Origin of the sequence: Halorientalis sp. LT38 (assembly GCF_037031225.1) — an archaeon.
Lineage (GTDB): Archaea > Halobacteriota > Halobacteria > Halobacteriales > Haloarculaceae > Halorientalis > Halorientalis halophila.
Genome location: NZ_JAYEZN010000001.1, coordinates 1,339,290 through 1,364,790 on the forward strand (window position 1 = coordinate 1,339,290; position 25,501 = coordinate 1,364,790).

Genomic DNA, 25,501 nt, shown 5'->3' on the forward strand with positions numbered 1-25,501 from the left:
GCGACCCGCTGTCGTGCGGCTCAGACCGCGGGCTAGAGGTCGTCGACGTAGCGGTAGAACATGTCGCCGTCGACGAGCAACCGGGACGTGCGACCGACGCGAACGTGCTCGACGGTCGGTTCACCGTCCGTCGTGGTCGTCTCGACCCCGACCGTGATCCGACCCTTCGGATGGCCGATCGTCACGTCCGTCAGGTCACCGTCCCGAACGAACTCGTTCGGGATCGTTCCCGGCAACTGGCTCGCCGCGGCGAGGCACATCGCCCCCGTCATCGCGTAGGAGTGGTGGGGCGTCTGGGTCGTGACGATCCGGGACGTGACGTCGACGTCGGCCGCGTCGACGGCGTCGCCGGTCGTGCACTCGGCCGATTGGGGCTCCGAGACCAGCGCGATCTGGGGGATGGCCGCGCGCTCGTCGACGGCGTCGCGGCGGTCCTCGACCAGCCCCAGCAGCTCGCAGGCGGCGCCGCGGAGCAGTTCGATTCGCTCCAGGAGCTCGGGGTCGTCCATCGCCGCCGGCAGTTCGGTCCCGTCGAGCCCGAGATCTGACGCCCGCAGGAACACGTTGAGGTTCGCGACGTCGACCAGCGACACCTCGTAGGTTTCGCCCTGGACGGTCACCTCGTCGACGAGGGACCCGGACGGGAGTAAGTCACCGGTGACCGCGCCGCTCGGGTCCCTGAAGTACGAGTCGATCCGGGCGCCCGTGCCGGGGACGCCGTCGATGGCGTAGTCGCCCCGGACCGCCGGCTCGCCGTCGACCACCGGAACGGTCTGTTCGATCACCGTGTCCGTGTTCGTGTTGTAGAGCCGCAGGTTCGCTTCCGGGGCGTCGGCCTCGACCAGCCCGTTCAGGATGGCGTACACGCCGACGCCGCTCGTCAGGTTGCCGCAGTTGCCCGTCCAGTCGACCGTCGGATTCTCCACTGCGATCTGGCCGAACGTGTACTCGACGTCGATCTCCGGGCGGTCGGACGCCTCGACGACCATCACCTTGCTGGTGTGGGAATTTCCGCCGCCCAGGCCGTCGATCTGCAACGGATCCGGCGTCCCGAACAACTCGACGAGGAGTCGGTCCCGCCGATCGCCCGCCGGCGGGAGTTCCTCGGGAGCGACGTAGAGGCCCTTGCTCGTGCCGCCGCGGATCAGCATGCCGTCGACAGTTCCCTGCTGGGTCGAGCCGGTCATAGCTGGCCTTGTGAGGCCCGTCGCCGTCAGTCTTGTGCCGAGAGGAGGGCGTCGGCGACGATGTTCCGCTGGATCTCGCTGGTCCCCTCGTAGATCCGACAGGCGCGGACGTCCCTGAAGTAGCGCTCGACGTGGTTTCCCCCGTGCGTGCCGGCGCGTCCGTGGACCTGGATCGCGGCGTCGGCGACCGTCGAGGCCGCCTCGGTGGCGAACAGCTTCGCCGTGCTCGCGGACCGCCCGGCCCGGTCGTCGCCGGCGTCGATCAGCGCCGCCGCGCGGTAGGTGATCGCGCGCGCCGCTTCGACCCTCGTCGCCATCTCGGCGAGTTCGTGACGTAGCGCCTGCGTCTCGCCCGCCCGGCCGTTCCGCTCGCGTTCACGGACCGCCTCGACCGCGCGGTCGACGGCGGCCTGGGCCGCCCCGACCGCACCGGCGGCCACCTGGACGCGGGCCTGGGGCAGCGCCTCCATGAAGTGGTAGAAACCCCGGTTTTCCGTACCGACGAGGGCGTCCGCCCGGACGCGAACGCCGTCGAGGACCAGGTCGCCCCAGTCGCAGGCCCTGAGGCCCATGGTATCGGCCATCGCCGTGGCCGCGATCCCATCGGCGTCGGTCGGGACGAGGAAGGCGCTGATGCCGCGGGCCCCGGCCCCGGGGTCGGTCTTCGCGAACAGCAACGCCACGTCGGCGACCTGTGCGTTCCCGACGAACGCCTTTCGGCCGTCGATGACGTACTCGTCGCCGTCCCGCTCGGCCCGGGTTTCGATGCCAGCGACGTCGGATCCGGCGCCGGGCTCGGAGACGGCGATGGCAGTGATAGCGTCCGCGCTCGGGAGCTTCGAGACCCACGTCTCCCGCAGCCGATCCGGAGCGTAGGACGCGAGGACGTGACAGGCCGAGGCGAAGGCCGTCATGTCGATCGCGAAGCCGATTCCCGGGTCACCGCGCCACAGCTGCTCCGAGACGACCGCACACTCGAGCATCGTCCGGTCCGGCCCGCCGAGGTCGGCCGGAAGCCGCTGGGCGAGGAACCCCTGGTCGGCCGCCTTCTCGACGACGGCGGTCGGGTACCGTCTCTCGCGATCGTGCTCGTGGGCGACGGGTTCGATCTCCGCGCTCGCGAACTCGCGGGCGCGATCGCGCAACTCGCGGACCGGGTCAGCGAGCCGGAACGTCATCACTCTCCTCGCTCTCCGCGGTCGTCTCGACGGCGTCGGCTCCCGCCACTGCACGCCGGTTCATGACCGGCCGCGCCGGACGTCGCGTTCCGTGGCCGCCGTGTCGCTACTGGCTGTCTCGGGATAGCGCGGCACCGACGTCGGGCCGTTGTCGTACCCGGTCGGCACCCACTGGTAGATGTGCTGGGACGTGTAGACGATGAGTTCTTCCCAGCCGTCGAGCGCGCGTTCGGGGACCGCCGCGAGCGAGGAGAACTCCCGCCACCGTTCGTCCGGGTCCGAGAGCGTTCCACCGTTTTCCCGGTAGAGAATCACGTCCACGGTCTCGTCGCCGATCTCACGTTCGATCTTGTCTCTGAGCATTGGCTCGACTCCGGTACGTTCGAGGTGCGTGCACGTCCGCTAAAGCGTTTCGCCATCGCCGTGGCCAGTCGCCCGACGGCCCTGCCGTCACCGGGGCGACGCCAAGTTCGAGCGGGCGGCGTCCGGTGTCAATCGTTCATTAAATTCACCGATATTTTCTTACGATAGGTCGGAATACGTGAAAGGCATGCCGACCTCTCGGAACGACGCTGACCCTGCCGGAGAGACCGAGTTTCTCCTCGGTGACGAAGACACGAACGCAGACGCGGACGCCGATACGAACCAGGAGACGCTCGAAGCGGTGCGCCGGGAGCGCGACTGCTGGCGACACATGTTCGAACAGCTCGTCGAGGAGTTCCCGGAGCCTGCGCAGGTCGTGACGCCCGACGGGACGATCACGCACTGGAACGAACGCATGGCCGACCTCATCGATGTGCCGCCCGAGGAGGCCATCGGACGGACGGCCTACGAGGTCATCGGGACCGACGGCGAGAGCGAGACGGTCGCCGAGACGGTCGCGCGCACCGGCGAGACGGTCCGCGAGGACGACATCCGATCCGGGACGAGCGCCGACGGCACGCCATGGCACGTCCGTTCGGAAGGCGTGCCCCTGGAGACGCCCAACGGCGACGTCGTCGGCGGGTTCGGCTTCGTCACCCGCGTCACGGAACTCGTCGAGCAACAGCGAGCCATCGAGGACCTCCAGGAACAGATGTCGATAGAGGTGATGTCCGCCGTCGAGGAACTCCGCGAAACGTCCATGGACATCACCGAGAACGCCCAGGAGATCAGCGACCTCGCCGCCGATCAGTCCGACGAGTTGACCGAGGTCAACGGCGAGGTCTCCTCATTCAGCGCCACCGTCGAGGAGATCGCTTCCAGCGCGAACGAGGTGTCCACTCGAGCGGACGAGGCAAGCGAACTCGCCCAGGAGTCCTCCGAGACCGCCGAACGTGTCCTCGCGCTCCTGGACGAACTCGACGAATCGGGTGAGGTCGTCGCCGAGAGCACCGAGGACCTCAAGTCACAGGTCACGGAGATCACCCGCGTCGTCGACGTCATCACCGACATCGCCGAGCAGACGAACATCCTGGCACTCAACGCCAACATCGAGGCCGCGCGCGGGAGCAGCGACGGTGCCGGGTTCGAGGTCGTCGCCAACGAGATCAAGACGCTCGCCGAGGAGACCAAAGAACGCATCGACGAGATCGAGACTATCGTCGACGACATCTTAGAGAACGCCGACACGACCGCCGGTAACGTCGAGGCCACTAACGAGCGCATCGAGCACGTCGCCGAGGAGGTCCGTGCGTTCGCGGCGAACCAGGAGACAATCGCCGACGCCGTCGGAGACGTCGCCGAGGGGATCGAGGGGGTCGCCGACGCGACCGATTCCCAGGCCCAGAGCGCGGAAGAGATCGCTACTATGACCGATTCCGTCGTGGAGAAAGCAGACGGCGTTGCGGGCGCGGTCGAAGACATCGCCGCGGCCAACGAGGAACAGACGGCGATGGTCGATCAGATCGCCCAGAGCATCGAGCGTCTCGAAGGCGAGCTCGAAGCGCTCTAGTCCTCGTCGGTCTTGATGTCCGCGGACAGCCCCTGTGCCATCTCGATGTCCTTCGAGTTGTTCACCGTCCAGGCGGTGCGTTCGGTGACGGCCTCGATCGACTCACGGGCGCTTGGCGTGCCCTTCCCGGACTTCTTGACGCCGCCGAAGGGAAGCTGGACCTCGGCACCGATGCAGGGCAGGTTGCCGTAGGCGAGGCCGACCTCGGCGTTGTCGCGGTAGTAGTTGATCTGGCGGTAGTCCTCGCTGATGATCGCCCCGGACAGTCCGTAGGGGACGTCGTTGTGGATCTCGACCGCGTCCTCGATGTCACCGTCGTACTCGATGAGCGCGACGTGCGGCCCGAACACTTCCTCTTTGATGCAGCGCAGGTCGGGGTCGTACTCGGTCTCGTAGACGAACGGGCCGATCCAGAAGCCGTCGTCGTGGCCCTCGGGAATCTCGTCGTCGCCGAGTTCACTGCGATCGACGAGGACGTTCACCCCTTCCTCACGGGCGAGGTTGTTGCACTCGTTGAACTTCTCGACCTGGTCTTCGTCGACGGCGGGACCCATGAAGGTGCCTTCGTCGAGCGGATCGCCGACCGCGACCTGCTCGGCTACCTCGACGAACCGCGATTTGAACTCGTCGTAGACGTCCGTGTGGACGATCAGGCGCTCGCTGGAGACACAGCGCTGCCCGGTCGTCTTGAACGAGGACATGACCGCCGAGTGGACGGCGATGTCGAGGTCGGCCTCGTCGGTGACGACGATGCCGTTCTTCCCGCCCATCTCCAGGGAGGCCTCGCGACCGGGTTCGCCGCCGAGTTTGCCGCCGATCAGGTGACCGACTTCGGCGCTGCCGGTGAACAGGATCGTCGGAACGTCGTCGTTCTCGGTGATGGCGTTGCCGGCGTCGCCGAAGCCCTGAACCATGTTGAACACGCCGTCCGGGATGCCCGCGTCGTCGAACATCTCGGCGATGATCTGGCCACACCACGGCGTCTGTTCGGCGGGCTTCCAGACGACGGTGTTGCCCTCGACCAGCGCGACGGCCATGTGCCAGAAGGGGATGGCGACCGGGAAGTTCCAGGGCGTGATGCAACCGATGACGCCCCGCGGCTTGCGGCGCATGTACGAGTCCTTGCTCGGGATCTCGCTGGGGACCACGTCACCGTGGGGGTGACGGGCGTTACCGGCGGCCCACTCGACCATGTGGTACGCCTCGACCACGTCGGCGGTCCCTTCGCTGATCTCCTTGCCACACTCCCGGGTGACGACCTCGCCGAGTTCGTCCGTCCGCTCGCGAAGTTCGTGGTAGATCTCCCAGAGGTACTCCGCGCGGTCGATGTACGAGAGGCTCCGCCACTCCTCGAACGCGTCGTCGGCGGCGTCGATCGCACGGTCGACGTCTCCGGGCGTCCCCTTCTGGAACGTCGCGATCGCCTCGCCGGTCGCGGGGTTGACGCTCTCGAAGGTCTCCTCGCCGTCGCCGGCGACCCATTCGCCGTCGATGTAGTGTCGGTAGATGTCGTCTGCCATGTACAACCACTAGAGGAATGACCCAATAACGGTTGTGATTCTAGGCCTCTCACTGCACGTCTGCCGACCATCGGTCCCGACCGCGTCGCGGCGGTCGCTGACGGACGGAATCGGTCACCGTCGCGGCTCAGGCCGCGACCACGGGGATGGCTTCCTCGGGGTCGATGCGGACGATTATCCGGGTCTCGCCCTCGTGCATCTCGGTCATGTAGTCCGTGTCGAGATCCATGTACCGGCGACCGAGTTCGTTGATGTGCTCCTCGGCGCCCTCTTCGGTTATCTCGACGACCTCGCCCCGGACCGTGAGGTAGCGGTACGGGTTCTCGGGGTCGATGACCGTCAGCGCGACCCGCGGATCGTTCCGGACGTTTCGGATCTTCCGTCGGCCCTCCGCGGAGTTGATCAGGAGGTGCTCGCCGTCGTAATCCACCCAGACCACGGTCGGGTGCGGCATGCCGTCCGGGTCCAGTGTCACGATGACGGTGTGCGATGGCCGTTCGAACAGGTCCGTGAAGTCGTCTGGAATGATTGTCACGAGGGTCCGTTCACCTCCGGGGACCATCAAGGTTTCATTCGCCGTGGACGTCGAGCCGCCGCCGCGACCGGACGTTTAAGACCCCACGAGATGTCTGCCCGCGTAGATGGTGTTCCAAGCGCCGGGCGAGGTGTTCCTCCTCGCGCTCGGGAGTGGCGTCGCCTTCGGCCTGGGCCCCGTGTTCTCGAAGCGCGGGCTCGCCGACGCGGGAGACTGGATACAGAACACGGTCGTCGTGGTCGGGACGCGCGTCGTCCTCTTCTGGGCGGTGCTGCTCGCCACCGCTCGAACGGGCGCGCTCGACGGCGTGGCGCCGGCCACGGCCGGTTTCTTCGCCCTCGCGGGCGCCGCCATCGGCGTCGGCCGCTTCATGTTCTACAAGGGCGTCGACGACGTCGGCTCGACGCTCGCCAACGCGTTCGTGAACACCCGACCGCTCTTCGCGGTCCTGCTCGCCATCCTCCTGCTGGGCGAGACGGTCACGCCGCGCATGGGTGCTGGCGTGTTGCTCCTGGTCGTCGGGCTGGTCGTCCTCTCGGTGTCGAAGGGCGGCGACGTCACGGGCTGGCAGCGGGTGGATCTCGGTCTCCCGCTGCTGGCGGCGATGCTGTTCGCGATCGGGAACGTCGCCAGGCGCTTTGGCTTCACCGAGAGCGCCATCAGCACCCTGGAAGCGGTCGCCATCGGCGACCTCGTCGCCTTCCTGCTGGTCGGCGTCGTCGCGGTCGTCGGCAACTCCCGCGGCCTGGCCGCCTCGCGGACGGCCTACGCGAACTTCCTGCTGAGCGGTCTCTGTTCGGCGACCGGCATCTTCCTGCTGTTCCAGGCCTTTTCCCTCGAGGGCGGTACCGTCTCCATCGTCGATCCGCTGTCGGCGACGGCGCCGCTGTTCACGACCGTCTTCGCGGTGGCGCTCCTGCGAGACCTCGAACGAGTGACGATCGGGACGGTCCTCGGCATCGCCGTCGTCGTCTTCGGCGTCGCGCTGATCACGCTGTGACCCGGACGCGTACTCGCCCCACGGCGCGGGTCGCGGCTACAGGTCGTCCGGAAGCTCGTCGACGAAGTGGATCGCCCGCGGCCGCTTGTAGTCCGCGACGGCCGTCTGCTCGTCCAGCCAGTACGAGTCGATGGCGTCCGCGGTGAGCGACTCGTCGGCCGGGACGACGTACGCGACGACGCGCTCGCCCAGGTCGTCGTCCGGCTCGCCGGTCACGGCGCAGTCAGCCACGTCGGGGTGGGTCCGGAGCGTGCGCTCGACTTCGAGGGGATAGACGTTCTCGCCGCCGGAGATGACGACGTTGTCGATGCGGTCGAACATGTAGTAGCGGCCGTCCTCGCCGAGCAACGCGACGTCGTTGGTGTAGAGCCACTCCCCGTGGAGCGTCTCGTCGGTCTTCTCGGGCTGTTCGTAGTAGCCGTGCATGAGTTTCGGTGCGCGGACGATCAGCCGGCCGCGGTCGCCCCGCTCGACGGTGTCGGTCGGCCTGGCGTCGTCCGCCAGTTCGATCAGGCGCACGTCGACGTTGAGGAACGGCTTCCCGATGCAGTAGTCGTTCGGACGGGCCGCGGGCGCAGTCGAGTCGCGGAGGGTCACAAAGCCCGTCGTCTCCGTGAGCCCGTAGACGTTGTAGTGGTCGTGGCAGAGTTCGGTCGTGATCCAGTCGGCGACGTCGTCGGGGACCGGCGCACCGGAACTCATGACGAGCCGCAACGACGAGCAGTCGTACCCGTCCGCGCCTGCGTCTTTCAGCCGCTTGAGGTGCGTGGGTACCCCGAGAGTGAGGGTGATCGACTCCGACTCGAACAGGTCGAGCGTCCGCTCGGGATCGAACCGCGGTTGCATCACGTTCGCCGCGCCGGCGAGGACGCTCGGTAGCAACACGTTCAGGTAGTCCGCCGAGTGGAACATCGGCGCGACGTGCAGCGAGCGGTCCGTGTGACGGAAGTCGAACTCGGCCAGGCAGGCCATCGCGTTGGCCCACACGCTCCGGTGGTCGGTCTCGACGAGTTTCGGCCGCCCCGTCGTTCCCGAGGTGTGCATCATCACGGCCAGGTCCGTCGGGGCGACGTCCCCGTCGTCGGGCGTCGTCGCCGGCGCGTCCGCGCCGAGCGTCGCGAACGGGTCGCCCAGGTCGGGGTCGTCCCCGGTCGAAAAGTAGTGCTCGACGGGCGAGAGCTCCGACCGGACCGAGGCCACGCGGTCGGCGAGTTCCTCGTCGTACAGCAGGACGGACGTCTCGGCCGTCGTCACCACGTGGACGAGGTCGTCGAGCGAGAGCCGGAAGTTCATCGGGACCGCGACCGCGCCGAGCTTCTGGGCGGCGAAGTACGCCGTCGCCTGTTCGACCCGGTTGCGTGTCAGGATGCCCACCCGGCCGCCCGCCTCGACGCCGCTGTCGGCCAGCGCGTTCGCGACGCGGTCGACCCGGCGGTTCCACTGGTCGTAGGTGAGCCGGCGATCGCCCTGGACCATCGCGTCGGTGTCCGGCCAGCGCGTCGCCGTCTGGTCGAGGATCCGTCCGAGAAGCATGGATACTGCAGGTTCCCGCCGATCGGTGTTAACAGTACTGTTTCCTGTCGACTCGACGATCGGTCGCTGACCGCCAAAAACCGCCCGAACGTGCGGCGATGTATGGCTCGTCCAGCAGTGCCAACGGCGACGCTCACACCCGGTGGCCACGTGATCGTTCGAGGCGGAACCCTCCCGTGGCGGTCGACACCTAGTCCTGCGTCAGGACGACCTTTCCGTAGAGGCGTCGCTGGTCCATCAGCTCGAAGGCACGCGCGAACTCCTCGAACGGGAGCGTCTCCTGGACGACGGGCTCGACGCTCCCGTCGAAGACGAACCCCATGGCCGTCTCGAAGGCGGTGCGGCTGTGGGTCGTACTGCCGTAGATCTCGAGCTGGCGGACGAACATCAATCGGAGTTCCGAGGTCGGGTTGGGCCCGGCCGTCGCCCCGGACAGGACGAGTCGGCCGCCGTGGGTGAGCGAGCGCATCGACGGGACCCACGTGTCGCCGCCGACGTTGTTGTAGACCACGTCGACGCCGCGCCCGTCGGTCAGCTCCCAGATCCGGCTGTCGAAGTCCTCCTCGGTGTAGTCGATGACGTGGTCGACGCCCAGGTCCCGGAGGAACTCGGCCTTCTCCTCGCTGCTCGTGGTCCCGTACACCGTCTCGGCGTTCAGCACTTCCGTCGCGAACTGGACCGCGTACGTGCCGACGCCGCCGGTCGCCCCGACGATCAGGACGTCGTCGTCGGGCCGGACCCCCGCGCGGTCGGCCAGCGCCCGCCAGGCGGTCCCGGCCGCCATCGGCGCCGCCGCGGCCGTCTGGAGGTCGTAGCCGTCCGGAACCGGGTACAGGTTCGTCCGGGGGACGGTGATGTACTCGGCGAACCCACCCTTCCGGTGCTCGCCGAGGACCTCGTAGTTTGCGCACATGGACTGTTCGCCCTGCAGGCAGAACTCGCACTCGCCACAGGCGTGGGCGGGGTTGACGACGACGCGGTCGCCGACGGCCCAGTCGTCGACGCGCTCGCCGACCTCGGCGACGACGCCGGCGGTGTCCCCGCCACCCCAGAAGGGGTACTCGGTGACGTAGTGGTCTAGCTCTCGAACGGCGATGAGATCCTGGTGATTGAGCGCCGACGCCTTCACGTCCACGAGCACCTCTTCGGGCCCCGGCTCCGGTTTCGGGACCGATAGCAACTCGAAGTTGTCGATGTCGCCGTGTTCGTGGAAACCGATCGCGCGCATCTCGTCTGCGGACATCCTTACCCCAGAGACAGGAGCCGGGATGAAGTAAGTTACCGTCAGCGACGGGCCGAGCGGACCACCGAGCCGATTGCCACGACCGGATGGACTAAACGTGTGACGCGAAACGCCAGACATGATGGGAATCGGGTCGACAATCGAGGTGTCCGCGCTGGCCATCGGAGCCGCGCTGTTCTGGGGGTTCGAGCCGGCCTTCTCGAAGCGCGGACTCGACGGGGCCGGCACGTGGATGCAGAACACGCTCGTCGTCCTGGGGACCCGGACGGCACTATACTGGGTCCTGCTGGTCGTCACGGGCGGGGCGGCCGCCCTGACGGGGATCACCGCCGAGACCGTCGTCCTGTTCGCGCTCTCCGGTGTCGTCGCGTCGGGTCTCGGTCGGTTGCTGTTCTACGTCGCCGTCGACGAGATCGGGTCGGCCATCACGAACGCGTTCACGAACACGCGACCGCTGTTCGCGGTGGGGCTCGCCGTCGTCTTGCTCGGAGAGGACGTCACGGTACTGATGGCGATCGGGACGCTCGTCATCGTCGCGGGCCTCGTCGTGATGACGTTGTCGGAGGGCGGTGACATCGAGGGCTGGGACCGCCGGTACCTCGCGTTGCCGCTCCTCACGGCCACGTTCTTCGCGCTCGGCAACATCATCCGCCGGTTCGGATTCACGACCGCCACCATCGAGCCCCTCCAGGCCATCGCCATCGCGAACCTCGCGGCGTTCATCTTCGTGAGTGGGACGGCAGTCGTCTCCGACAACCACGACCTGCACGGCTCCCGGGAGTCGTACGCCTACTTCACCGTCAGCGGTCTGTTCGCCGGCATGGGTCTCCTTCTGGTGTTCCAGGCGCTCTCCCTCGACGGCGGCCACGTCGCCATCGTCGACCCGCTGACCGCCACGGCACCGCTGTTCACGACCGTCTTCGCGGCAGCCTTCCTGCGCGACGTCGAGCGCGTCACTCTCGGGACGGTCGTCGGCGTCCTCGTCGCCATCGCGGGCGTGGTCCTCGTCACGGCCGGGTAAGCGGCGACGACTCCGCCGACCGAGTATCCACAGAAAGAAAGCCCTTTTACCCTTCTTGGCACACGATGGGAGTATGACAGACGCACCCAGACTGGACGCCTACCACTTCTACGAGCAGGAGTGGAGCGGATACGACGAACTGTTCGACGCCTTCGAGTGGGAGATCCCCGAGCAGTTCAACATGGCCGACTATATCTGTGATCGCTGGGCCGAGGACGGCGACCGGGTCGCCATCTACACCAGGCGCGGCGACGGCACCGAAGACGCCATCACCTTCGAGGAACTCCGCGAATACACGAACGCGCTGGCGAACTACCTGGCCGACCAGGGCGTCGAGCGCGGCGACCGCATCGCGGTCAACACCCCACAGAAGCCCGAGACCGTCGTCGCCCACGTCGCCGCGTGGAAACTCGGCGCCGTCTCGGTCCCGCTGTCGGTCCTGCACGGCCCGGACTCGGTCGCCTACCGTCTGGAGGACGCCGACTGCGTCGCCGCCATCGTCGACGCAGGCAACGTCGACTCGTTCCGCGAGGGGTGTGCCGACGTCGACGGCTGTGAAACCGTCCTGACCGTCGCGGTGGACGACCGAGAGCCCGCCGAGGAGGACCTCTGGGACGTCGTCGAGAACGGCGACCCCGAGTTCGAACCCGTGACGACCGACGCAGAGGAGACCGCCATCATCCTCTACACCAGTGGGACGACCGGCGACCCGAAGGGCGTCGTCCACGCACACCGCCTCCTGCTCGGGTTCCTGCCGATGCTGGTCAACACGATCGGGAACCACGACGTCAGGGACGACGACGTGTTCTGGTCGCCGACGGAGTGGGCGTGGATCGGTACACTCTACCTGGTCGTGTTCCCGCCGCTGTTCTACGGCCAGCCCACCGTCGCGGTCGAGAGCGACCAGTTCGATCCCGTCGAGGCCTTCGACGTCATCGACACGTTCGACGTGTCCGCATTCTTCGCGCCCCCGACCGCCCTGCGGATGATGATGCAGGTCGACACGACCGACCTCGACGTGGACGTCGACAGTATGCGCGCCATCTCCAGCGGCGGGGAGTCCGTCGGTGAGAGCATCAAGACCTGGGCCAACGACGAGTTCGACGGCGCGGCCGTCAACGAGGTGTACGGCCAGACCGAGGCCGACCCCATCGTCTGTGAGTGTGCTGCCATCGGCGTCTCTCGCGACGGCTCGATGGGCAAGCCGACACTCGGCGCGGACGTGACGATCGTCGACCCCCAGACGGGCGACCCCTACGAGGAGCGCGACAAACTCGGGGAGATCGCCGTCGACTACGAGAGCAGCTACCCGATCTGTTTCAAGGAGTACTGGAACAAGCCGGAAAAGACCGCCGCGAAGGTCCAGGACGGCTGGCTCCTCACCGAGGACCTCGGCCGGATGGACGAGGACGGCTACCTCTACTTCGAGAGCCGCAAAGACGACGTCATCATCTGCTCGGGCTACCGGATCGGCCCCGAGGAAGTCGAGGAGTCACTGGCCGGTCACGAGGCCGTCGTCGACGCCGGCGTCATCGGCGTGCCCGAGGAACGCCGCGGCGAGATCCCGAAGGCGTTCGTGATCCTCGCTCCCGAGTTCGAACCGAGCGACGAACTGGTCGAGACGCTTCAGGACCACGTCAAGAATCGACTGGCGAAGTACCAGTACCCCCGCGAGGTCGAGTTCGTCGACGACCTGCCCCAGACGGCGACGGGGAAGATCCAGCGTTTCGAACTGCGCGAGCGGGAGGGACTCGAGTAATCAGCAGCCACGGGCGACTGCAATTCGGTGACGCGCCGCGACCGCTCTCACTTCGGGACGGGTACCGAGACGACGGGGATCGACGTGTTCAACAGGATTTGCTGTGCGGTGCTCCCGAAGACGACCTTGCCCGTGGGGTTGCGCTTGTGAACGCCGATGACGATCTCGTCGGCGTCGTGTTCGGACGCGAACGCGATGATCTCCTCGGCCGGGTCGTTGTCGCGGATGAGCTGGTGTGTCTCGACATCGAGGCCGCCGAGGGCCGCCTGCAGGTCGTCGACCGCCTGCTCGCCGGCCCGGACCTCTTCGACGTCCTCGGACCCCTCCGAGAGGGCGTTGACGACGAGGATGTCGTCGTCGGGAGTCGCCCGTTTCGCGAGATACGCGCCGATGTGTTCACTATCCGCTTTACTCCTCGTCCCAGCGACGAATCGTGTCATGGACTGATATCACATTCGGGGTCACAAAAAGATTCCTCCGACAGTCCCTCGACGGAGTCGTCGAACTCGCCGAAGCGGCGGGCAGCGTCGACGTCGCCGGGGTCGATTGGAGAACGCTTTTGTGACTCAGTGACCCTATCCACGAACATGGGATCCGACTGGAGCGTCCCCGAAGCTGACGTTATCGACGGGATCAGGGACACCCTCGTGTGCGATCGGTCGGCCGTCCTCGCGACCGTCGTCGACGTCGAAGGGAGTGCCTACCGCCGCCCCGGGGCGAAGATGGTCGTCGACGCCGACGGCGAGGGCGTCGGCAACATCACCGCGGGCTGTCTCGAAGACGAGGTGCGACGCATCGCGGCCGACGTCCTCGACGCAGGCGAGCCCCGCGTCGAGACCTACGACCTGATGAACGACGACGAGGACGTCTGGGGCCTGGGCGTCGGCTGCAACGGCATCATAGACGTGCTGATCGAGCCGATCGACGAGTCCTTCCGCCCGGTCGTCGAGGCGAGCGAAGCCGGGGACGACGTCGCGACGATCACCGTCCTCGACGGCGACGCCCCCGCCGGGTCGCGAGCGGTCTATCGGCCGGGTTCGGGATTCACCGACGACGAGGACCTGCCCGAGTGGGTCCGCTCCGGAATCCGGGAGACGGTCACGGACCTGCTCGAACGGGATCAGTCCGCTGCCGTGACCGTCGAGGGGGACGAGGGAACGGCAACGGTGTTCGTCGACGCCCTGACCGCGCCCCCGAAACTGGTCGTGTTCGGGAGCGGCCCCGACGTCGGGCCGGTGACGGAACTGGCCAAGAACTGCGACTTCCGCGTGACCGTCGTCGCGTTCCGCGGTGCGGCCGCCGACCCGGACCGGTTCCCGCACGCCGACGCGGTCTCGTCGACCTCCCCCTCGGACCTGCGATCGGCCTGCGAGTTCGACGAGTCCACCTACGCCGTCCTCATGACACACAACTTCGTCGACGACCGCCTGGCCCTCGAATCACTGCTGTCGACGCCGGTCCCCTACGTCGGGTTGCTCGGGCCGCGCGACCGGTTCGAGGAGATCCGCGAGGACCTGAACGGGGACGGGATCGACCTCGACGGACGCGACCGCGAACGGATCTACACGCCGGTCGGCCTCGACCTCGGGAGCGGGACTCCCTACGGCATCGCCCACAGCATCGTCGCCGAACTCCTCGCGGTCCACAACGACCGCGACCCGAAACACGTCAGAGACCGGGAAGGCCCGATTCACCCGCGCGTCGACGAGACGGTCTGATCTCGGCGCGGTCGCTCACGGACGATCGAAGGGAGAGAGAAGCCGGGAGAGAGAAGCCGGGAGAGGGGAACCGGACGGGGAACTGCGTCCGTCTCGAAGGATCGCACCGCCGGTCGCTTCGGTTCCGTGGGTAACGATGGGGTTGGGGGGATGCGGTGCACCCACGTCCGGTCACGTTCACCTATGAGAATGTGACACGTAAGTCACACCGATGCGGTGACAATTACCGGTAGCTTCGTCGTCGTTACAGGTCGTAGGAGAGGTCGAACTGACGGTCGGCCAGCGCGGGGAAGTCGTCGCGTGCCTCCGCGACCATGTCCATGTCGACGTCTGCGATGACGGTTCGCTCGTGGAACCCTGCGTTGGCAAGCGGCGTCGCCCACGGGTCCACGACGAGGCTGTGGCCCGCGAGTTCGACCCCCTGGTTGTCGCCCACGAGGTTCGACGACGCGAGGAACACCTGGTTCTCGACCGCTCGCATCCGGTTGAGCATCAGCCAGTGTTCGAGTCGGGGGATGGGCCAGGCCGAGGTGACGAGGAACAGCTCTGCGCCCTGATCGACCAGCGCCCGGAACAGTTCGGGGAACCGGAGGTCGTAGCAGGTCACCAGTCCGACGGTGCCGAAGTCCGTCTCGACCGTGACGACGCGTTCGCCGGGGGTCAGCAGTTCCTGCTCCCTGGAGCCGTAGCCGTAGGTGTGGATCTTCCGGTAGGTATCGAGCAGTTCGCCCTCCGGCGAGACGAGCCCGCTCGTGTTGTGGAGGTCGTCGCCGTTTTCCTCGACGATGCTTCCCGTGTGAAGGTAGATGTCGAGTTCGTCCGCCAGCGACTGCAGGTGGGTCATCGTCGGACCGTCGATGGGCTCCGCGCCCGCCGAGTACTCGTCGAAGGCGAAGTACCCGAGGTTCCAGATCTCCGGGAGGACGACCAGATCGGCGCCGCTGTCGGCGGCGTCGCGGATCCGCGCTTCACCCTTCGCGACGTTACTCTCTGCATCCGCTCCTGCCTCTAACTGAACGCTTGCGATTCGCATACACGTACAACCGGGGCGTCCGCCCTTAACTGTTGCTCGCCTGCCGTGGCGAGGCAGGCCGGTCCCGCACTCGTCGCTGTCGCAGGGCCCGCTCGTCGGGGTTCGAATTCTCCGACCACAACTTATAATATCTGATGCAGACAACCTATAGGGTGCATGCCAACCGAAGACAAGGAGCTTTTCGACCCGTTAGCGGACGATAGCGGTATCGAGTGGGAGCCCGTCGAAGGCTATCCGGACGGAATCTACGAGAAGGTACTCTACATGGACGAGGACGGCAGCCACAGCCGCATCCTCAAGTTCGAGCCGGGCGTCGAGACCGACGAGGTCCTCAACCACGACTTCTACGAGGAGGTCTACGTCATCTCCGGGGGTCTCATCGACAAGACACTCGGCGAGGTCTTCGAGGCCGGCACCTACGCCTGCCGGACGCCGGGCATGGAACACGGCCCCTACGAGACCCCCATCGGCTGCATGACCTTCGAGACGCGGTACTACGAAGACGGTAACTGACGGACGGTTCCCGGCAGCATCGCGTTTCGGAGGATTCGTGCGACGGCGGCCCGTTCGCACTTTTTCGTTCACGTCGAATACGCAAGCGGCGCGTCAGTCGTCGACGACCCAGTCGAGCTTCGAGACGTCGTACTCGGCGCGCAGCGTGCGGTCGAGCACGGGGTCGTGGAGCTCGACCTCGAAGAAGTCGCCGTGGACGAGTTCGTCGGTCTCGGTCCCGACGCTGCCCGAGAAGATTGCCGTGTGCTCGGTCGGTTCGGTCGTCTTCTCCTCGACGAGATCGAAGAGGTCCGCCGGCGGGAGGATCGCCTCGAGCGTGGCGTCCTGGTAGAGGACACGCTCGTCGTCGCTCCCGGTCCAGCTACGGAGTTCGATCTGGTCCCAGTGGTCACGGAGGTCCTCGAGCAGCCACAGGTCGCTCCCGACGACGTTGGGGCAGAGGCTCTTCGCGACGACGATGCTCTCGGTCTCCATCTCCCTGTCGGTGTGGTCGCTCCCGACGCCCACGTACACCTCGTCGGTGTCCGCCTGGGGGAAGAAGACGAACTCGGCCTCGCCGGAGGTCTCCTCGGAGACGACCTCGATGTCGTCGCTGGTCGTGATCAGGTGGTACGGCTTGGGGTAGATGACCGGGAACTCGTCGGGGGCCTCGATCCCCTCCTCCTCGAGTTCCTCGATGTGCTTGCGGAGTTCCTCCTCGTTGCGTCCCGTCCAGCCGCAGTTCGCGATGCGGTCGACCGAGACGTTCACAGGTTCCGACTCCGACGATCCCTGTCGCTGAAGCTGTAAGTCGAGGGTTGTCACAGGTGGAGATAACGAGCCGAGGATATAAATCTACGGCTCGGCCGCCGGAAGCGGTGTGTCGGGGGCTTCAGCCCGCGAGGAACTCCTGGCGGATCTCCTCGTCTGCCAGCATCGCTTCGGCGCCCTCTTCGCGCTGCATCTTGCCTTCGGTCAACAGGTAGCCGCGGTCGGCCCGGTTGAGGATCTCCTCGGCGTTTTGCTCGACGATGAGGATGGCCGTGCCGTCGGCGTTGATCTCGTCGATCTTGTCGAACAGTTCGTCGACGAGGTGCGGTGCCAGTCCCGAACTCGGCTCGTCCAGTATGAGGAGGTCCGGTTCCGAGATGAGTGCGCGGCCGATGGCGAGCATCTGCCGCTGCCCACCGCTCATGGTCTCTGCGACCTGCGCCGTCCGCTCCTCGAGGATGGGGAACCGCGAGTAGATGTCCTGCAGCTTCTCATCGGAGAGTTCGCTCTCGGTGTAGGCACCCATCTTCAGGTTCTCCATGACCGAGAGGGTCGGGAAGATGCTATCGTCCTGTGGGACGTAGTTCATCCCTCTGCGGATGCACTCCTCGGTATCGAGGCCGGTGATGTCCTCGCCGTCGTAGCTGACCGTCCCGCCCTTGTGGTCGGTCAGGCCGAAAATCGAGTCCATCAGGGTACTCTTGCCGGCCCCGTTCGGGCCGATGATCGTCACGTACTCGCCGTCGTTCACGGAGAGGTCGATCCCGTTCAGGATCTGCAGGTCCCCGTATCCGGCCCGGAGGTCCGAAACTTCGAGGAGCGTCATCGTGAATCACCGACTGGGGCGATATCGGCTGTACCGTCGCAACGAATACAGTTTGTGTGTGCCATGACCAGCGTGGTGTAAATCAATCAGCTTCGTAGTATAACCTTTTTGATTGGAAATCGGATACTTCTCCCCGAACGGCCGGCGACGTGCGGCCGTCGCCGACCGCAGACAACAAACTAATATATTCGCCCCGGAGAAGTGAAACTACATGCAATTCGATGGAGAGGTCTCTATCGGTACTGACCAGCAAACGGTGTGGGAAACGATCTCAGACCCGGAAGCGCTCGTCCTGTGCGTCCCGGGTGCCGAGGAGGTCGAACGGATCAGTGAGACCCACTACAGAGGGACGATCAAGCGCGGCATCGCCAGCGTCAACGTCGAACTCAACGGGGAGGTCGAGATGCTCGAGCTCGACGCGCCCGACCGCATGGTCGCGGACGTGAAAGGCGAGGACGAGCTGACGGGCAGCATCATGACCGCGGACGCCCAGATGGACCTCTCCGAGGAGGGCGCCGACACGATACTCAGCTACACGATGGACGTCGAGTTCACCGGCAAGCTGGCGACGCTCGGCTCGCGCATCATGAAGCGCAAGATCAAATCCGACATGAACACGTTCTTCGACAACCTCAGAGACCACGCCGAAGCGTAAGCGTGACCGACCTGCCGACTACGACTTCTTCCGATCACGCGAGTACGCCAGCAGCGCGTCCCGGATCACGTCGTCTTCCGGCGCACGGAACAGCGTGTCGTCACCGGCGTGGTCGCCGAACGCGAAGTCGCGGACGAGTGCGACCGGGCGACCCCCGTCGCCCTCACCGGTGACGAGGTTCCCCGCGGCCGCGAGTTCGTCGACCACCGACTGGACCGTCGCGCCGAGTTCGCGCCCCTCGCGGTCGTGCTCGCCGCGCCAGTCCCGGTTCGCGGGCATCCCCGCCCAGCCGAGGGCGACGCCGCGTTGCCCGTGTCGGAACGGCCGTCCCGACGTGTCCGTGACGACGACAGACGCGTCCACCGACAGGCGCTCGCGGATGCGAGCGGCGCTGGCCGACGGGTCCAGCGGTAACAGGAGCAGGTCCGCGTCGGGGACGTTCGATCGGTCGATTCCGGCGTTGACCGTGACGTGCCCGAAGGGCGTCACCGCCAGCACGAACGGCGTCTCCAGCAGCAGTTCCTCGCTCTCCTCGATGACGGCCTGGACGAACCGCGGGTCTCGCTCCTCGCCGGTGGCGTCCGCGAGCGCGCCTGCGATCCGCTCGGCCCGCTCGCTCGCCGGAAACGCAGCGCAGTCGGCCGTCCGGCCCTCGACCTTCGAGACGATGGTGCTCGCGACGACGAGGACGTCGCCCTCCCTGACCGTCGCCTCGCGTTCGACGAGGGCGGCGATGTCGTCGTTCGATTCGAACTCCGGGAGCCCGGAGATCCCTGTCACGTGCATAGTGGCCGCTCGCGGACGACCGGCAAAAGCACCGCGATGGCGGACCCGGCGATCGGCGCGTCTAGTCAGCGGTCCGGGGCGTCGTCGTCACCGGTCGGTCACTGGAAGCGCACGCCGAGGTCGTGCATCCCGTCGTTGTTCATCGCGAGGTTGATGAGCAGCGGCGTGATCGACTCGACCTCCGACGAGTTGGCCAGGCCGCCGCCGTCGAGGGCCCGGATCCCGTCGATCGCCTCGACGAGGCCGCGGATCGTCTCTTTGGCGTCGGCGTCGTCGCCGGTCATGACGACGTCGACCTCGAGGTCGTTGTCGAGGTCGGTCAACGCCCCGGCCGCGACGTTCTGGAAGGCACCGACGACCGGGACGCCCGCCGGCGCGGCCGCCGCGACCGCCTCGGCGACGCTGCCAGCACTCGGCGGGTCGTAGTGGAACCCGTCCTCGTCGCGGTCCATCTGCGTCGCCGGACAGACCAGGACGTCGCCCTCGTCGAGGTCCTCGGCCACGGCCTCGACGGTACTGGCCGCGTACTCCGGCGGCACGCTCACGACGACGACGTCGGCCGCTGCCGTCGCCGCCTGGTTGCCGTGCCCAGAGACGACGACGTCGTGCCCCCGGTCGCCGAGCAACTCGACGTACTCGGCGGCCCGGCGCTCGGCCTTCTCCGCGTCGCGTGAGCCGATGTGAACCTCGTGGTCCGCGTCACGCGCCAGTCGAAGTGCGATTCCCTCACCGATGTCGCCAGTACCGCCTAACAGTGCGACTCGCATGAAAAACGGTTCCGTCAGCGCAGATTTATAGGTTCTGATGCGCGCCACGAGGCATCGGTCCCGGGCGCCGACGCCGGCATCGGGGACAGTCAGTGTGGTGGAAGCGACCCAGTGCGAAAGAGAGTGCCGGATGCGGTCCCTACAGTTCGCGCATCCCCTCTTCGGCGAGCCGGGGCAGCACGCGGTCCGGCGTCAGGGGCAGTTCGGTGAAGCGGATGCCCGTCGCGTCTGCGACGGCGTTGGCCACGGCCGCCGGGACCGGGACCAGCGGGCACTCGCCGACGCCTTTCTGCCCGTGGGAAGTAGTCGGGTCGGGCGTCTCCACCTCGTCGATCTTGGTGATGAGGGGGACGTCCTTGGCGGTCGGGAGGTGGTAGTCGACGAGCGAGCCGTTGGTGAGGTTCCCGCTCCCGTCGTAGTCGTAGTCCTCCAAGAGCACCTCGCCGAGCGCCTGTGCGATGGCGCCCTGGGTCTGGCCCTCGATCATCTTCGGGTTGATGGCCTTGCCGACGTCCTCGCTGATCGCCACGTCGACCACGTCGATCTCGCCCGTGGTCGGGTCGACGTCGACGACGATTGCGAGACAGCCCCAGGTGTAGCCGTGTGAGAGACTGCCCTTGGGGTCGGGGATCTCCGCCTCCTGGCTGTCGAAGCGCGCACGACCGACCAGCGAGATTCCGTCTTTCATCCCGTCCGGCCGCTCGTCGGGGTTCGCGAAGGTGGCCTCGTAGGCGAGGTCCTCCATCGAGACGGCGTTCTCGGGGTCATCGGCGGCGCGGACGCCGCCGTCGGCGAACTCGACGTCGTCCACGTCGACGTCGAGCATCAGCGCGGCCAGCGGCTGGAGGTTCTCCCTGAGGTCCTCGGCCGCCTTGGCCGCCGCGGTTCCGCCGATGATCGTCCCGCGGTCGGCCCAGACCCCGAAGCCTTCCGGGGTCACGTCGGAGTCGCCGATGATGGGTTTGACCCGATCCGAGGAGACTCCGAGTGTGTCGGCGACGATCTGGACGATGCCCGTCTCGGTCCCCTGGCCGATACTGGCGCTTCCGATGAGCACCGTGATCTCGCCGAACTTGTTCATCTGGACGACCGCGGCGTCGGACTCGGTCCCGGCGACCTTCTTGTTGCCGCCGCGTTTCATGAGCGTCCCCATGCCGACGCCCCGGAGCTTGCCGTCCTTGGTCCGGCCGAAGCCGCGGTGTTCGTCCCAGTTGATCATGTCCTGGACGCGGTCGAAGCACTCGTGGACGTCGGCGCCGCGCCAGTTGATGCCGGTCGGCGTGCGCATCGGCATCTCTTCGAGTTCCGGCGCGTTCTGGCGCCTGATCTCCATCGGGTCGACGCCCAGTTCCGCGGAGGCTCGCTCGAGCAACTGCTCGCGGGCGAACGTGTACTGGGGGTCACCGAAGCCGCGGACCGCGGACCCGGGCATCACGTTCGTGTACAGCGCTTTCCCGCGGATGTGCTGGTTCGGGATGTAGTACGGCCCCGCCGAGGTGATCCCGGCCGACGAGATGACGGCCGGCCCGAAGCTCGCGTGTGCGCCGGTGCTCTGGAGTACCTCGACGTCCCAGCCGACGATGTCGCCGTCCTCGTCGAGCGCCAGCCGGGCGTTCAGGCGTTCGTCGTGGCGACCGCGGCCCGCCTTCATCTCCTCGAACCGGTCGAGGATGAGCTTGATCGGCCGGCCCAGCGCTATCGAGAGCGCAGAGGCACAGACCTCGTGGGGGAACGCCTCGATCTTCACGCCGAAGCCGCCGCCGATGTCGGGGATCTTGACGACGATGTCCGACGGTTCGAGGTCGGCGAGCGCCTCGGCCATGTACTCCTTCATCAGGTGGGGTGCCTGGTTCGACGTGTGGAGCGTCAGTTCCCGTTCGCCGGCGTTGTAGTCGGCGACACAGCCCTTCGGCTCCAGCGGCGTCGGATTGGTCTTGTTCGTCTCGAAGGTGTCCTCGACGACGACCGCGGCGTCCTCGAAGGCGCCGTCGACGTCGCCGACCTGAAGGTCGTACTCGGAGGCGACGTTCCCGTCGACGTCGACGTCGGGGTCCTCGTCGAGGGCCGGATGCAAGATCGGAGCGTCCTCGTCGAGGGCGTCGTCGACGTCGGCGACCGTCTCGAGGCGTTCGTACTCGACGTCGACCTTCTCTGCGGCCAGCGTCGCCGTCTGCTGGTCCTTCGCGACGACGACGGCGATCTCGTCGCCGACGAACCGCGCGCAGTCGGTGACCAGCGGTTCCTCGTCGGGGAGGATGAGTCCGTAGGGCTCGACGTAAGGTTCGATGTCCTCGGCGGTCCAGACGAGCTCGACGCCCTCCATCGCCTCGGCCTCGCTGGTATCGACGTCGACGATGCGTGCGTGTGCGATCTGGCTCCGGACGAACCGGGCGTGGCGCTGCCCGGAGATGTTGATGTCGTCGACGTACTCCCCGGTACCGGTGACGAGCCGGCGCCCGAACTTGCTGTTGACGGATTTGCCGACCTCGCCCTCCGTCTCTGCCGCCGCTTCGCTCTGTTCTTCCTGTTCGTGTTCCTGGGTGAGGTCCGGTTGGCTCATCGTTCCTCCTGCTGCATGTCGGCAGCTTCCTGGACGCTCTCGATGATCTTCGTGTAGCCGGTGCACCGACAGATGTTACCCGCCAGGTGGTCCTGGATCTCCGGGATCGTCGGGTCCTCCTTCTCCTCGAGCAGCGCCGCCGAGGAGACGACGAATCCGGGCGTACAGAAGCCACACTGCATCCCGTGTTCGTTCCAGAAGGCCTCCTGGACCGGGTGGAGCTCGTCGCCGTCCATGAGCCCCTCGACGGTCGTGAGTTCCTTCCCGTCGACCTGTGCGGCGAGCATGTTACAGGACTTCACCGGGTCGCCGTCCAGCAGGACGGTACAGGCCCCGCACTTCGCCGTCTCGCACCCGCGGTGGGTCCCGGTCAGGTGCTCGTGGTCGCGCAGGAACTCGGAGAGGAGCGTCCGGGCCGGGACCGTCTCCTCGAGCGATCGGTCGTTGAGCGTTACCTCGATCGTTACGGTGTCGGATCCACTCATTCGATGTCACCTCCAGCGCGGTCGATCGCCGTGACGAGCGCCCGCTTTGCCAGCGTCTTCGTGATCTCGCGTTTGAACTCGACCGAGCCGTCCGAGTCCTCCATCGGATCGGACCCGTCACCGACCAGTTCCGCGGTCGTCGTGACGAGGTCCTCCGTCGGGGTCTCGCCCGCCAGGTGTGCTTCGGCCTCCGGCATCGGCGTCGGGCCGGGTTCGATGGCGCCGGTGACCAGCGTCGCGTCGGTCACGACGGAGTCGTCGAGTTCGACGACGGCCGCAACCGTCGCCGTCGGGTACGCGCCGGCGCTCGGCTCGTACTTCTGGTACGCCGCACCGTATGGCGGCTCGACGACGGGGAACGACGCTTCGGTGACGATCTCGTTTTCCCCGAGTTCCGTCTCGTAGAAGCCGTGGAAAAACGAGGAGCCGTCGTAGGTGTGCTCGCCGTCGGGCCCCTGGCTTTTGATCTCGGCGTCGAGGGCAGTGGCCACGACCGGCGGGTCGCCCGCGGGGTCGGCGTGGGCGAGGGCACCGCACAAGGTGCCCCGGTTTCGGACCTGCGTGTCCCCGATCTCGGCCGCCGTCTCGGCGAGCGTCTCGCAACTCTCCGCGACGGTGTCGGAGTTGGCGACGTCGGTGTGACGGACCAGACACCCGATCCGCAGCTCGTCGTCGTCCACTCTGAGGTAGTCGCGATCCGCCACCTCGTTGATGTCGATCAGGAGTTCGTAGTCGGCCAGTCGTTGCCGTAACATCGGCATGAGGCTCTGGCCGCCGGACATGACGGTCGCGTCCTCACCGTACTCCCCGAGCAACGCCGCCGCGTCGGCGATGGTCTCCGGGCTTGTGTATTTGATATCTTGTAGCATATCCCTCTCGCTAGAGAGAGGGTTGGCCGATCATATAAGGATTTATCGTTCCCGTGCACCCGCGAGGGACACTGTGAGGCCCGGGGGCGATCCCGGTCCGATCGACCCGTCAGTCGTTCGCGACGTGGGTCACGTAGACCGCCTTCTCGTGGGTGAAAAAGTCGATCGCCTGGCGACCCTGCTCCTTGTAGGTCTGCGTACTGGAGTCCTTCATGCCGCCGAACGGCAGCTGGAACTCGATGCCGGTCGTGGTCTGGTTGACCTTCACGACGCCCGCTTCGATGTCGCCGACGAACTCCTCGGCGTGGTCGAGGCGGTTCGTACAGATGCTCGCCGACAGGCCGTAGTTGGTGTCGTTCGCCAGCTCGATGGCCTCGTCGTAGTCGGCGACCGGCGTGACGCCGACGACCGGTCCGAAGATCTCCTCGCACATCAGCCGCATGTCGCGGTCGACGTCGGTGAAGATGGCGGGCTCGACGAAGTACCCGTCCTCGACGCCCTCGGGCTCGACGGCCTGCCCGCCGTAGTGGAGGGTCGCACCCTCGTTCTGGGCGTTTTCGACGTAGTCACGCACTTCATCGAAGCCGTCCTCGTCGACCTTCGGACCGACCTCCGTCGCCGGATCCAGCGGGTCGCCGACGACCATCTCCTCGGTCGCCTCGGTCAGGGCGTCCAGGTACTCGTCGTAGACGTCCTCGAAGACGTAGACCCGGCTGGTCGCCGTACAGGACTGTCCGGTCGCCGCGAACGCGCCGCCCGTCGTGACCTCGACCGCCGTCTCGATGTCCGCGGTGTCGTCGACGATGAGCGGGTTCTTCCCGCCCATCTCGCACTGCACGCGCTTGCCCTCGACGGCAGCGTCCTCGTAGACGTACATGCCCGCCTTGGTGCTGCCGGTGAACGAGACGACGTCGACGTCCTCGTTCGTCGTGATCTCGTCGCCGATCTCGCTGCCCGGCCCGGTGACGAAGTTCAAGACGCCGTCGGGCAGCCCCGCGTGGTCGAACGCCTGCGCGATGGTGGCAGCCACGGCCGGCGAGGACGAGGCGGGCTTCAGGACGACGGTGTTGCCCGCGACGAGCGCCGGCGCCAGTTTCCAGATGGGGATCGCGATGGGGTAGTTCCACGGCGTGATGAGGCCGACGGTCCCCAGCGGTTCGCGCGTGGTGTACGTACGGGTGTTGTCGGCGCTGCTCGGCGGCGCGTCGCCGCCGTAGTCGCGGGCGACTTCGGCGTAGTAGTTCAGGAGATCGATGGCGCGCTGGATCTCGCCGTCGGCGATCGAGATCGGCTTGCCCATCTCCGTCGCGATGAGCTCGCCGATGGCCTCCCGGTTGTCCTCGACGAACTCGGCCGCGTCGCGCAGGTAGCCGCCCCGGGTGTGTGGAGACGTGTTCTCCCACTCCTCCTGGGCACGGACTGCGGCGTCGATCGCCTCCTGCGCGACCGCACGCGGCGAACTCGGGAACTCGGAGACGATCGTCTCGGGGTCCGCGGGACTCCGGCGCTCGATGGTCTCGGCGTCGTCGGGCGTCGTCCACGCACCGTCGATGTAGTTGGCCTCGTGGCTAGGGACGCTGGCGTCTGTAGGCATACGAAGAGACGGTCCAGGGGCAGAATGAAAGTCCTT

Annotated in this window: 24 protein-coding genes; 7 read left to right on the plus strand and 17 right to left on the minus strand. The window is 66.9% G+C overall.

All coding sequences use genetic code 11. The features are described 5' to 3' along the window. Positions 1 to 32 precede the first annotated feature (32 nt). Genes U5918_RS06870 through U5918_RS06880 form a run of 3 tightly spaced genes read right to left on the minus strand, consistent with a single transcriptional unit; the run spans position 33 to position 2,728 of the window. Positions 33 to 1,187, minus strand: coding sequence for a 2-methylaconitate cis-trans isomerase PrpF family protein (locus U5918_RS06870; protein WP_336000437.1), 1,155 nt, complete (start codon positions 1,185 to 1,187; stop codon positions 33 to 35). Between the two features lie 26 nt (positions 1,188 to 1,213). Next, the gene (locus tag U5918_RS06875) at positions 1,214 to 2,365 is read right to left on the minus strand and encodes an acyl-CoA dehydrogenase family protein (protein WP_336000439.1); all 1,152 of its coding nucleotides are present in this window, start codon (positions 2,363 to 2,365) and stop codon (positions 1,214 to 1,216) included. Between the two features lie 60 nt (positions 2,366 to 2,425). Beyond that, on the minus strand, positions 2,426 to 2,728 hold the full coding sequence (locus U5918_RS06880; RefSeq protein WP_336000441.1) for a hypothetical protein: 303 nt from the start codon (positions 2,726 to 2,728) through the stop codon (positions 2,426 to 2,428). Positions 2,729 to 2,915: 187 nt separating this feature from the next. Here U5918_RS06880 and U5918_RS06885 point away from each other — a divergent pair, with 187 nt between their 5' ends. Next, positions 2,916 to 4,298 (plus strand): methyl-accepting chemotaxis protein, encoded by a 1,383-nt coding sequence (locus U5918_RS06885; RefSeq protein WP_336000443.1) that lies wholly within the window; start codon positions 2,916 to 2,918, stop codon positions 4,296 to 4,298. Here the strand turns inward: U5918_RS06885 and U5918_RS06890 are convergent. Together U5918_RS06890 and U5918_RS06895 are read right to left on the minus strand one after the other, a co-directional pair. Beyond that, a complete protein-coding gene (locus tag U5918_RS06890) occupies positions 4,295 to 5,818 on the minus strand; it encodes an aldehyde dehydrogenase family protein (protein WP_336000444.1) in 1,524 nt (507 codons plus the stop codon). The genes U5918_RS06885 and U5918_RS06890 overlap by 4 nt on opposite strands. A gap of 127 nt (positions 5,819 to 5,945) precedes the next feature. Then, positions 5,946 to 6,353, minus strand: a complete 408-nt coding sequence (locus U5918_RS06895) for a PPOX class F420-dependent oxidoreductase (protein WP_336000445.1) — start codon at positions 6,351 to 6,353, stop codon at positions 5,946 to 5,948. A gap of 106 nt (positions 6,354 to 6,459) precedes the next feature. Here U5918_RS06895 and U5918_RS06900 point away from each other — a divergent pair, with 106 nt between their 5' ends. Further along, on the plus strand, positions 6,460 to 7,353 hold the full coding sequence (locus U5918_RS06900) for an EamA family transporter (protein WP_336000446.1): 894 nt from the start codon (positions 6,460 to 6,462) through the stop codon (positions 7,351 to 7,353). Between the two features lie 36 nt (positions 7,354 to 7,389). On the opposite strand, the gene U5918_RS06905 is transcribed toward U5918_RS06900, so the two are convergent. Beyond that, positions 7,390 to 8,886, minus strand: coding sequence for a class I adenylate-forming enzyme family protein (locus U5918_RS06905; protein ID WP_336000447.1), 1,497 nt, complete (start codon positions 8,884 to 8,886; stop codon positions 7,390 to 7,392). A gap of 190 nt (positions 8,887 to 9,076) precedes the next feature. Continuing rightward, positions 9,077 to 10,129 (minus strand): zinc-binding dehydrogenase, encoded by a 1,053-nt coding sequence (locus tag U5918_RS06910; protein WP_336000449.1) that lies wholly within the window; start codon positions 10,127 to 10,129, stop codon positions 9,077 to 9,079. A 118-nt stretch (positions 10,130 to 10,247) separates the two neighbouring features. Here U5918_RS06910 and U5918_RS06915 point away from each other — a divergent pair, with 118 nt between their 5' ends. Together U5918_RS06915 and U5918_RS06920 are read left to right on the plus strand one after the other, a co-directional pair. Then, on the plus strand, positions 10,248 to 11,150 hold the full coding sequence (locus tag U5918_RS06915; RefSeq protein WP_336000450.1) for a DMT family transporter: 903 nt from the start codon (positions 10,248 to 10,250) through the stop codon (positions 11,148 to 11,150). Between the two features lie 73 nt (positions 11,151 to 11,223). Continuing rightward, complete coding sequence (locus tag U5918_RS06920; RefSeq protein ID WP_336000451.1) at positions 11,224 to 12,909, plus strand: acyl-CoA synthetase; 1,686 nt, start codon at positions 11,224 to 11,226, stop codon at positions 12,907 to 12,909. Between the two features lie 47 nt (positions 12,910 to 12,956). Here the strand turns inward: U5918_RS06920 and U5918_RS06925 are convergent, their stop codons facing one another. Further along, positions 12,957 to 13,349, minus strand: coding sequence for a universal stress protein (locus tag U5918_RS06925; RefSeq protein WP_336000452.1), 393 nt, complete (start codon positions 13,347 to 13,349; stop codon positions 12,957 to 12,959). Positions 13,350 to 13,496: 147 nt separating this feature from the next. Here U5918_RS06925 and U5918_RS06930 point away from each other — a divergent pair, with 147 nt between their 5' ends. After that, the gene (locus U5918_RS06930; protein ID WP_336000454.1) at positions 13,497 to 14,627 is read left to right on the plus strand and encodes an XdhC family protein; all 1,131 of its coding nucleotides are present in this window, start codon (positions 13,497 to 13,499) and stop codon (positions 14,625 to 14,627) included. A gap of 244 nt (positions 14,628 to 14,871) precedes the next feature. On the opposite strand, the gene U5918_RS06935 is transcribed toward U5918_RS06930, so the two are convergent. Next, positions 14,872 to 15,660, minus strand: a complete 789-nt coding sequence (locus tag U5918_RS06935; protein WP_336000455.1) for a carbon-nitrogen family hydrolase — start codon at positions 15,658 to 15,660, stop codon at positions 14,872 to 14,874. Positions 15,661 to 15,816: 156 nt separating this feature from the next. Here U5918_RS06935 and U5918_RS06940 point away from each other — a divergent pair, with 156 nt between their 5' ends. After that, positions 15,817 to 16,173: a cupin domain-containing protein gene (locus tag U5918_RS06940; protein WP_336000456.1), complete on the plus strand. Its 357-nt coding sequence runs from the start codon at positions 15,817 to 15,819 to the stop codon at positions 16,171 to 16,173. 93 nt (positions 16,174 to 16,266) lie between these two features. On the opposite strand, the gene U5918_RS06945 is transcribed toward U5918_RS06940, so the two are convergent. Further along, positions 16,267 to 16,977 carry a DUF2848 family protein gene (locus tag U5918_RS06945; RefSeq protein ID WP_336000458.1) on the minus strand — a complete coding sequence of 237 codons (711 nt, stop codon included), beginning with the start codon at positions 16,975 to 16,977 and terminating at the stop codon, positions 16,267 to 16,269. A gap of 67 nt (positions 16,978 to 17,044) precedes the next feature. Next, entirely contained in the window at positions 17,045 to 17,749 is a 705-nt protein-coding gene (locus tag U5918_RS06950) for an ABC transporter ATP-binding protein (protein WP_336000459.1), read from the minus strand. Positions 17,750 to 17,960: 211 nt separating this feature from the next. Between U5918_RS06950 and U5918_RS06955 the strand changes: the two genes are divergently transcribed. Next, on the plus strand, positions 17,961 to 18,404 hold the full coding sequence (locus tag U5918_RS06955; protein WP_336000460.1) for a CoxG family protein: 444 nt from the start codon (positions 17,961 to 17,963) through the stop codon (positions 18,402 to 18,404). An 18-nt stretch (positions 18,405 to 18,422) separates the two neighbouring features. Here U5918_RS06955 and U5918_RS06960 read toward each other — a convergent pair whose 3' ends face one another. The 6 genes from U5918_RS06960 to U5918_RS06985 all read right to left on the minus strand — a co-directional run bounded on the left by U5918_RS06960 (position 18,423) and on the right by U5918_RS06985 (position 25,465). Next, positions 18,423 to 19,190, minus strand: coding sequence for a coenzyme F420-0:L-glutamate ligase (locus U5918_RS06960; protein WP_336000462.1), 768 nt, complete (start codon positions 19,188 to 19,190; stop codon positions 18,423 to 18,425). 98 nt (positions 19,191 to 19,288) lie between these two features. Next, positions 19,289 to 19,957, minus strand: a complete 669-nt coding sequence (gene npdG, locus U5918_RS06965; RefSeq protein ID WP_336000464.1) for an NADPH-dependent F420 reductase — start codon at positions 19,955 to 19,957, stop codon at positions 19,289 to 19,291. Positions 19,958 to 20,096: 139 nt separating this feature from the next. Beyond that, positions 20,097 to 22,517, minus strand: a complete 2,421-nt coding sequence (locus U5918_RS06970; RefSeq protein ID WP_336000465.1) for a xanthine dehydrogenase family protein molybdopterin-binding subunit — start codon at positions 22,515 to 22,517, stop codon at positions 20,097 to 20,099. Beyond that, the gene (locus U5918_RS06975; protein WP_336000467.1) at positions 22,514 to 23,002 is read right to left on the minus strand and encodes a (2Fe-2S)-binding protein; all 489 of its coding nucleotides are present in this window, start codon (positions 23,000 to 23,002) and stop codon (positions 22,514 to 22,516) included. The genes U5918_RS06970 and U5918_RS06975 overlap by 4 nt, the downstream gene beginning before the upstream one ends. Further along, positions 22,999 to 23,871, minus strand: a complete 873-nt coding sequence (locus U5918_RS06980; protein ID WP_336000468.1) for an FAD binding domain-containing protein — start codon at positions 23,869 to 23,871, stop codon at positions 22,999 to 23,001. The genes U5918_RS06975 and U5918_RS06980 overlap by 4 nt, the downstream gene beginning before the upstream one ends. A gap of 109 nt (positions 23,872 to 23,980) precedes the next feature. After that, on the minus strand, positions 23,981 to 25,465 hold the full coding sequence (locus U5918_RS06985; RefSeq protein ID WP_336000469.1) for an aldehyde dehydrogenase family protein: 1,485 nt from the start codon (positions 25,463 to 25,465) through the stop codon (positions 23,981 to 23,983). Positions 25,466 to 25,501: the final 36 nt, after the last annotated feature.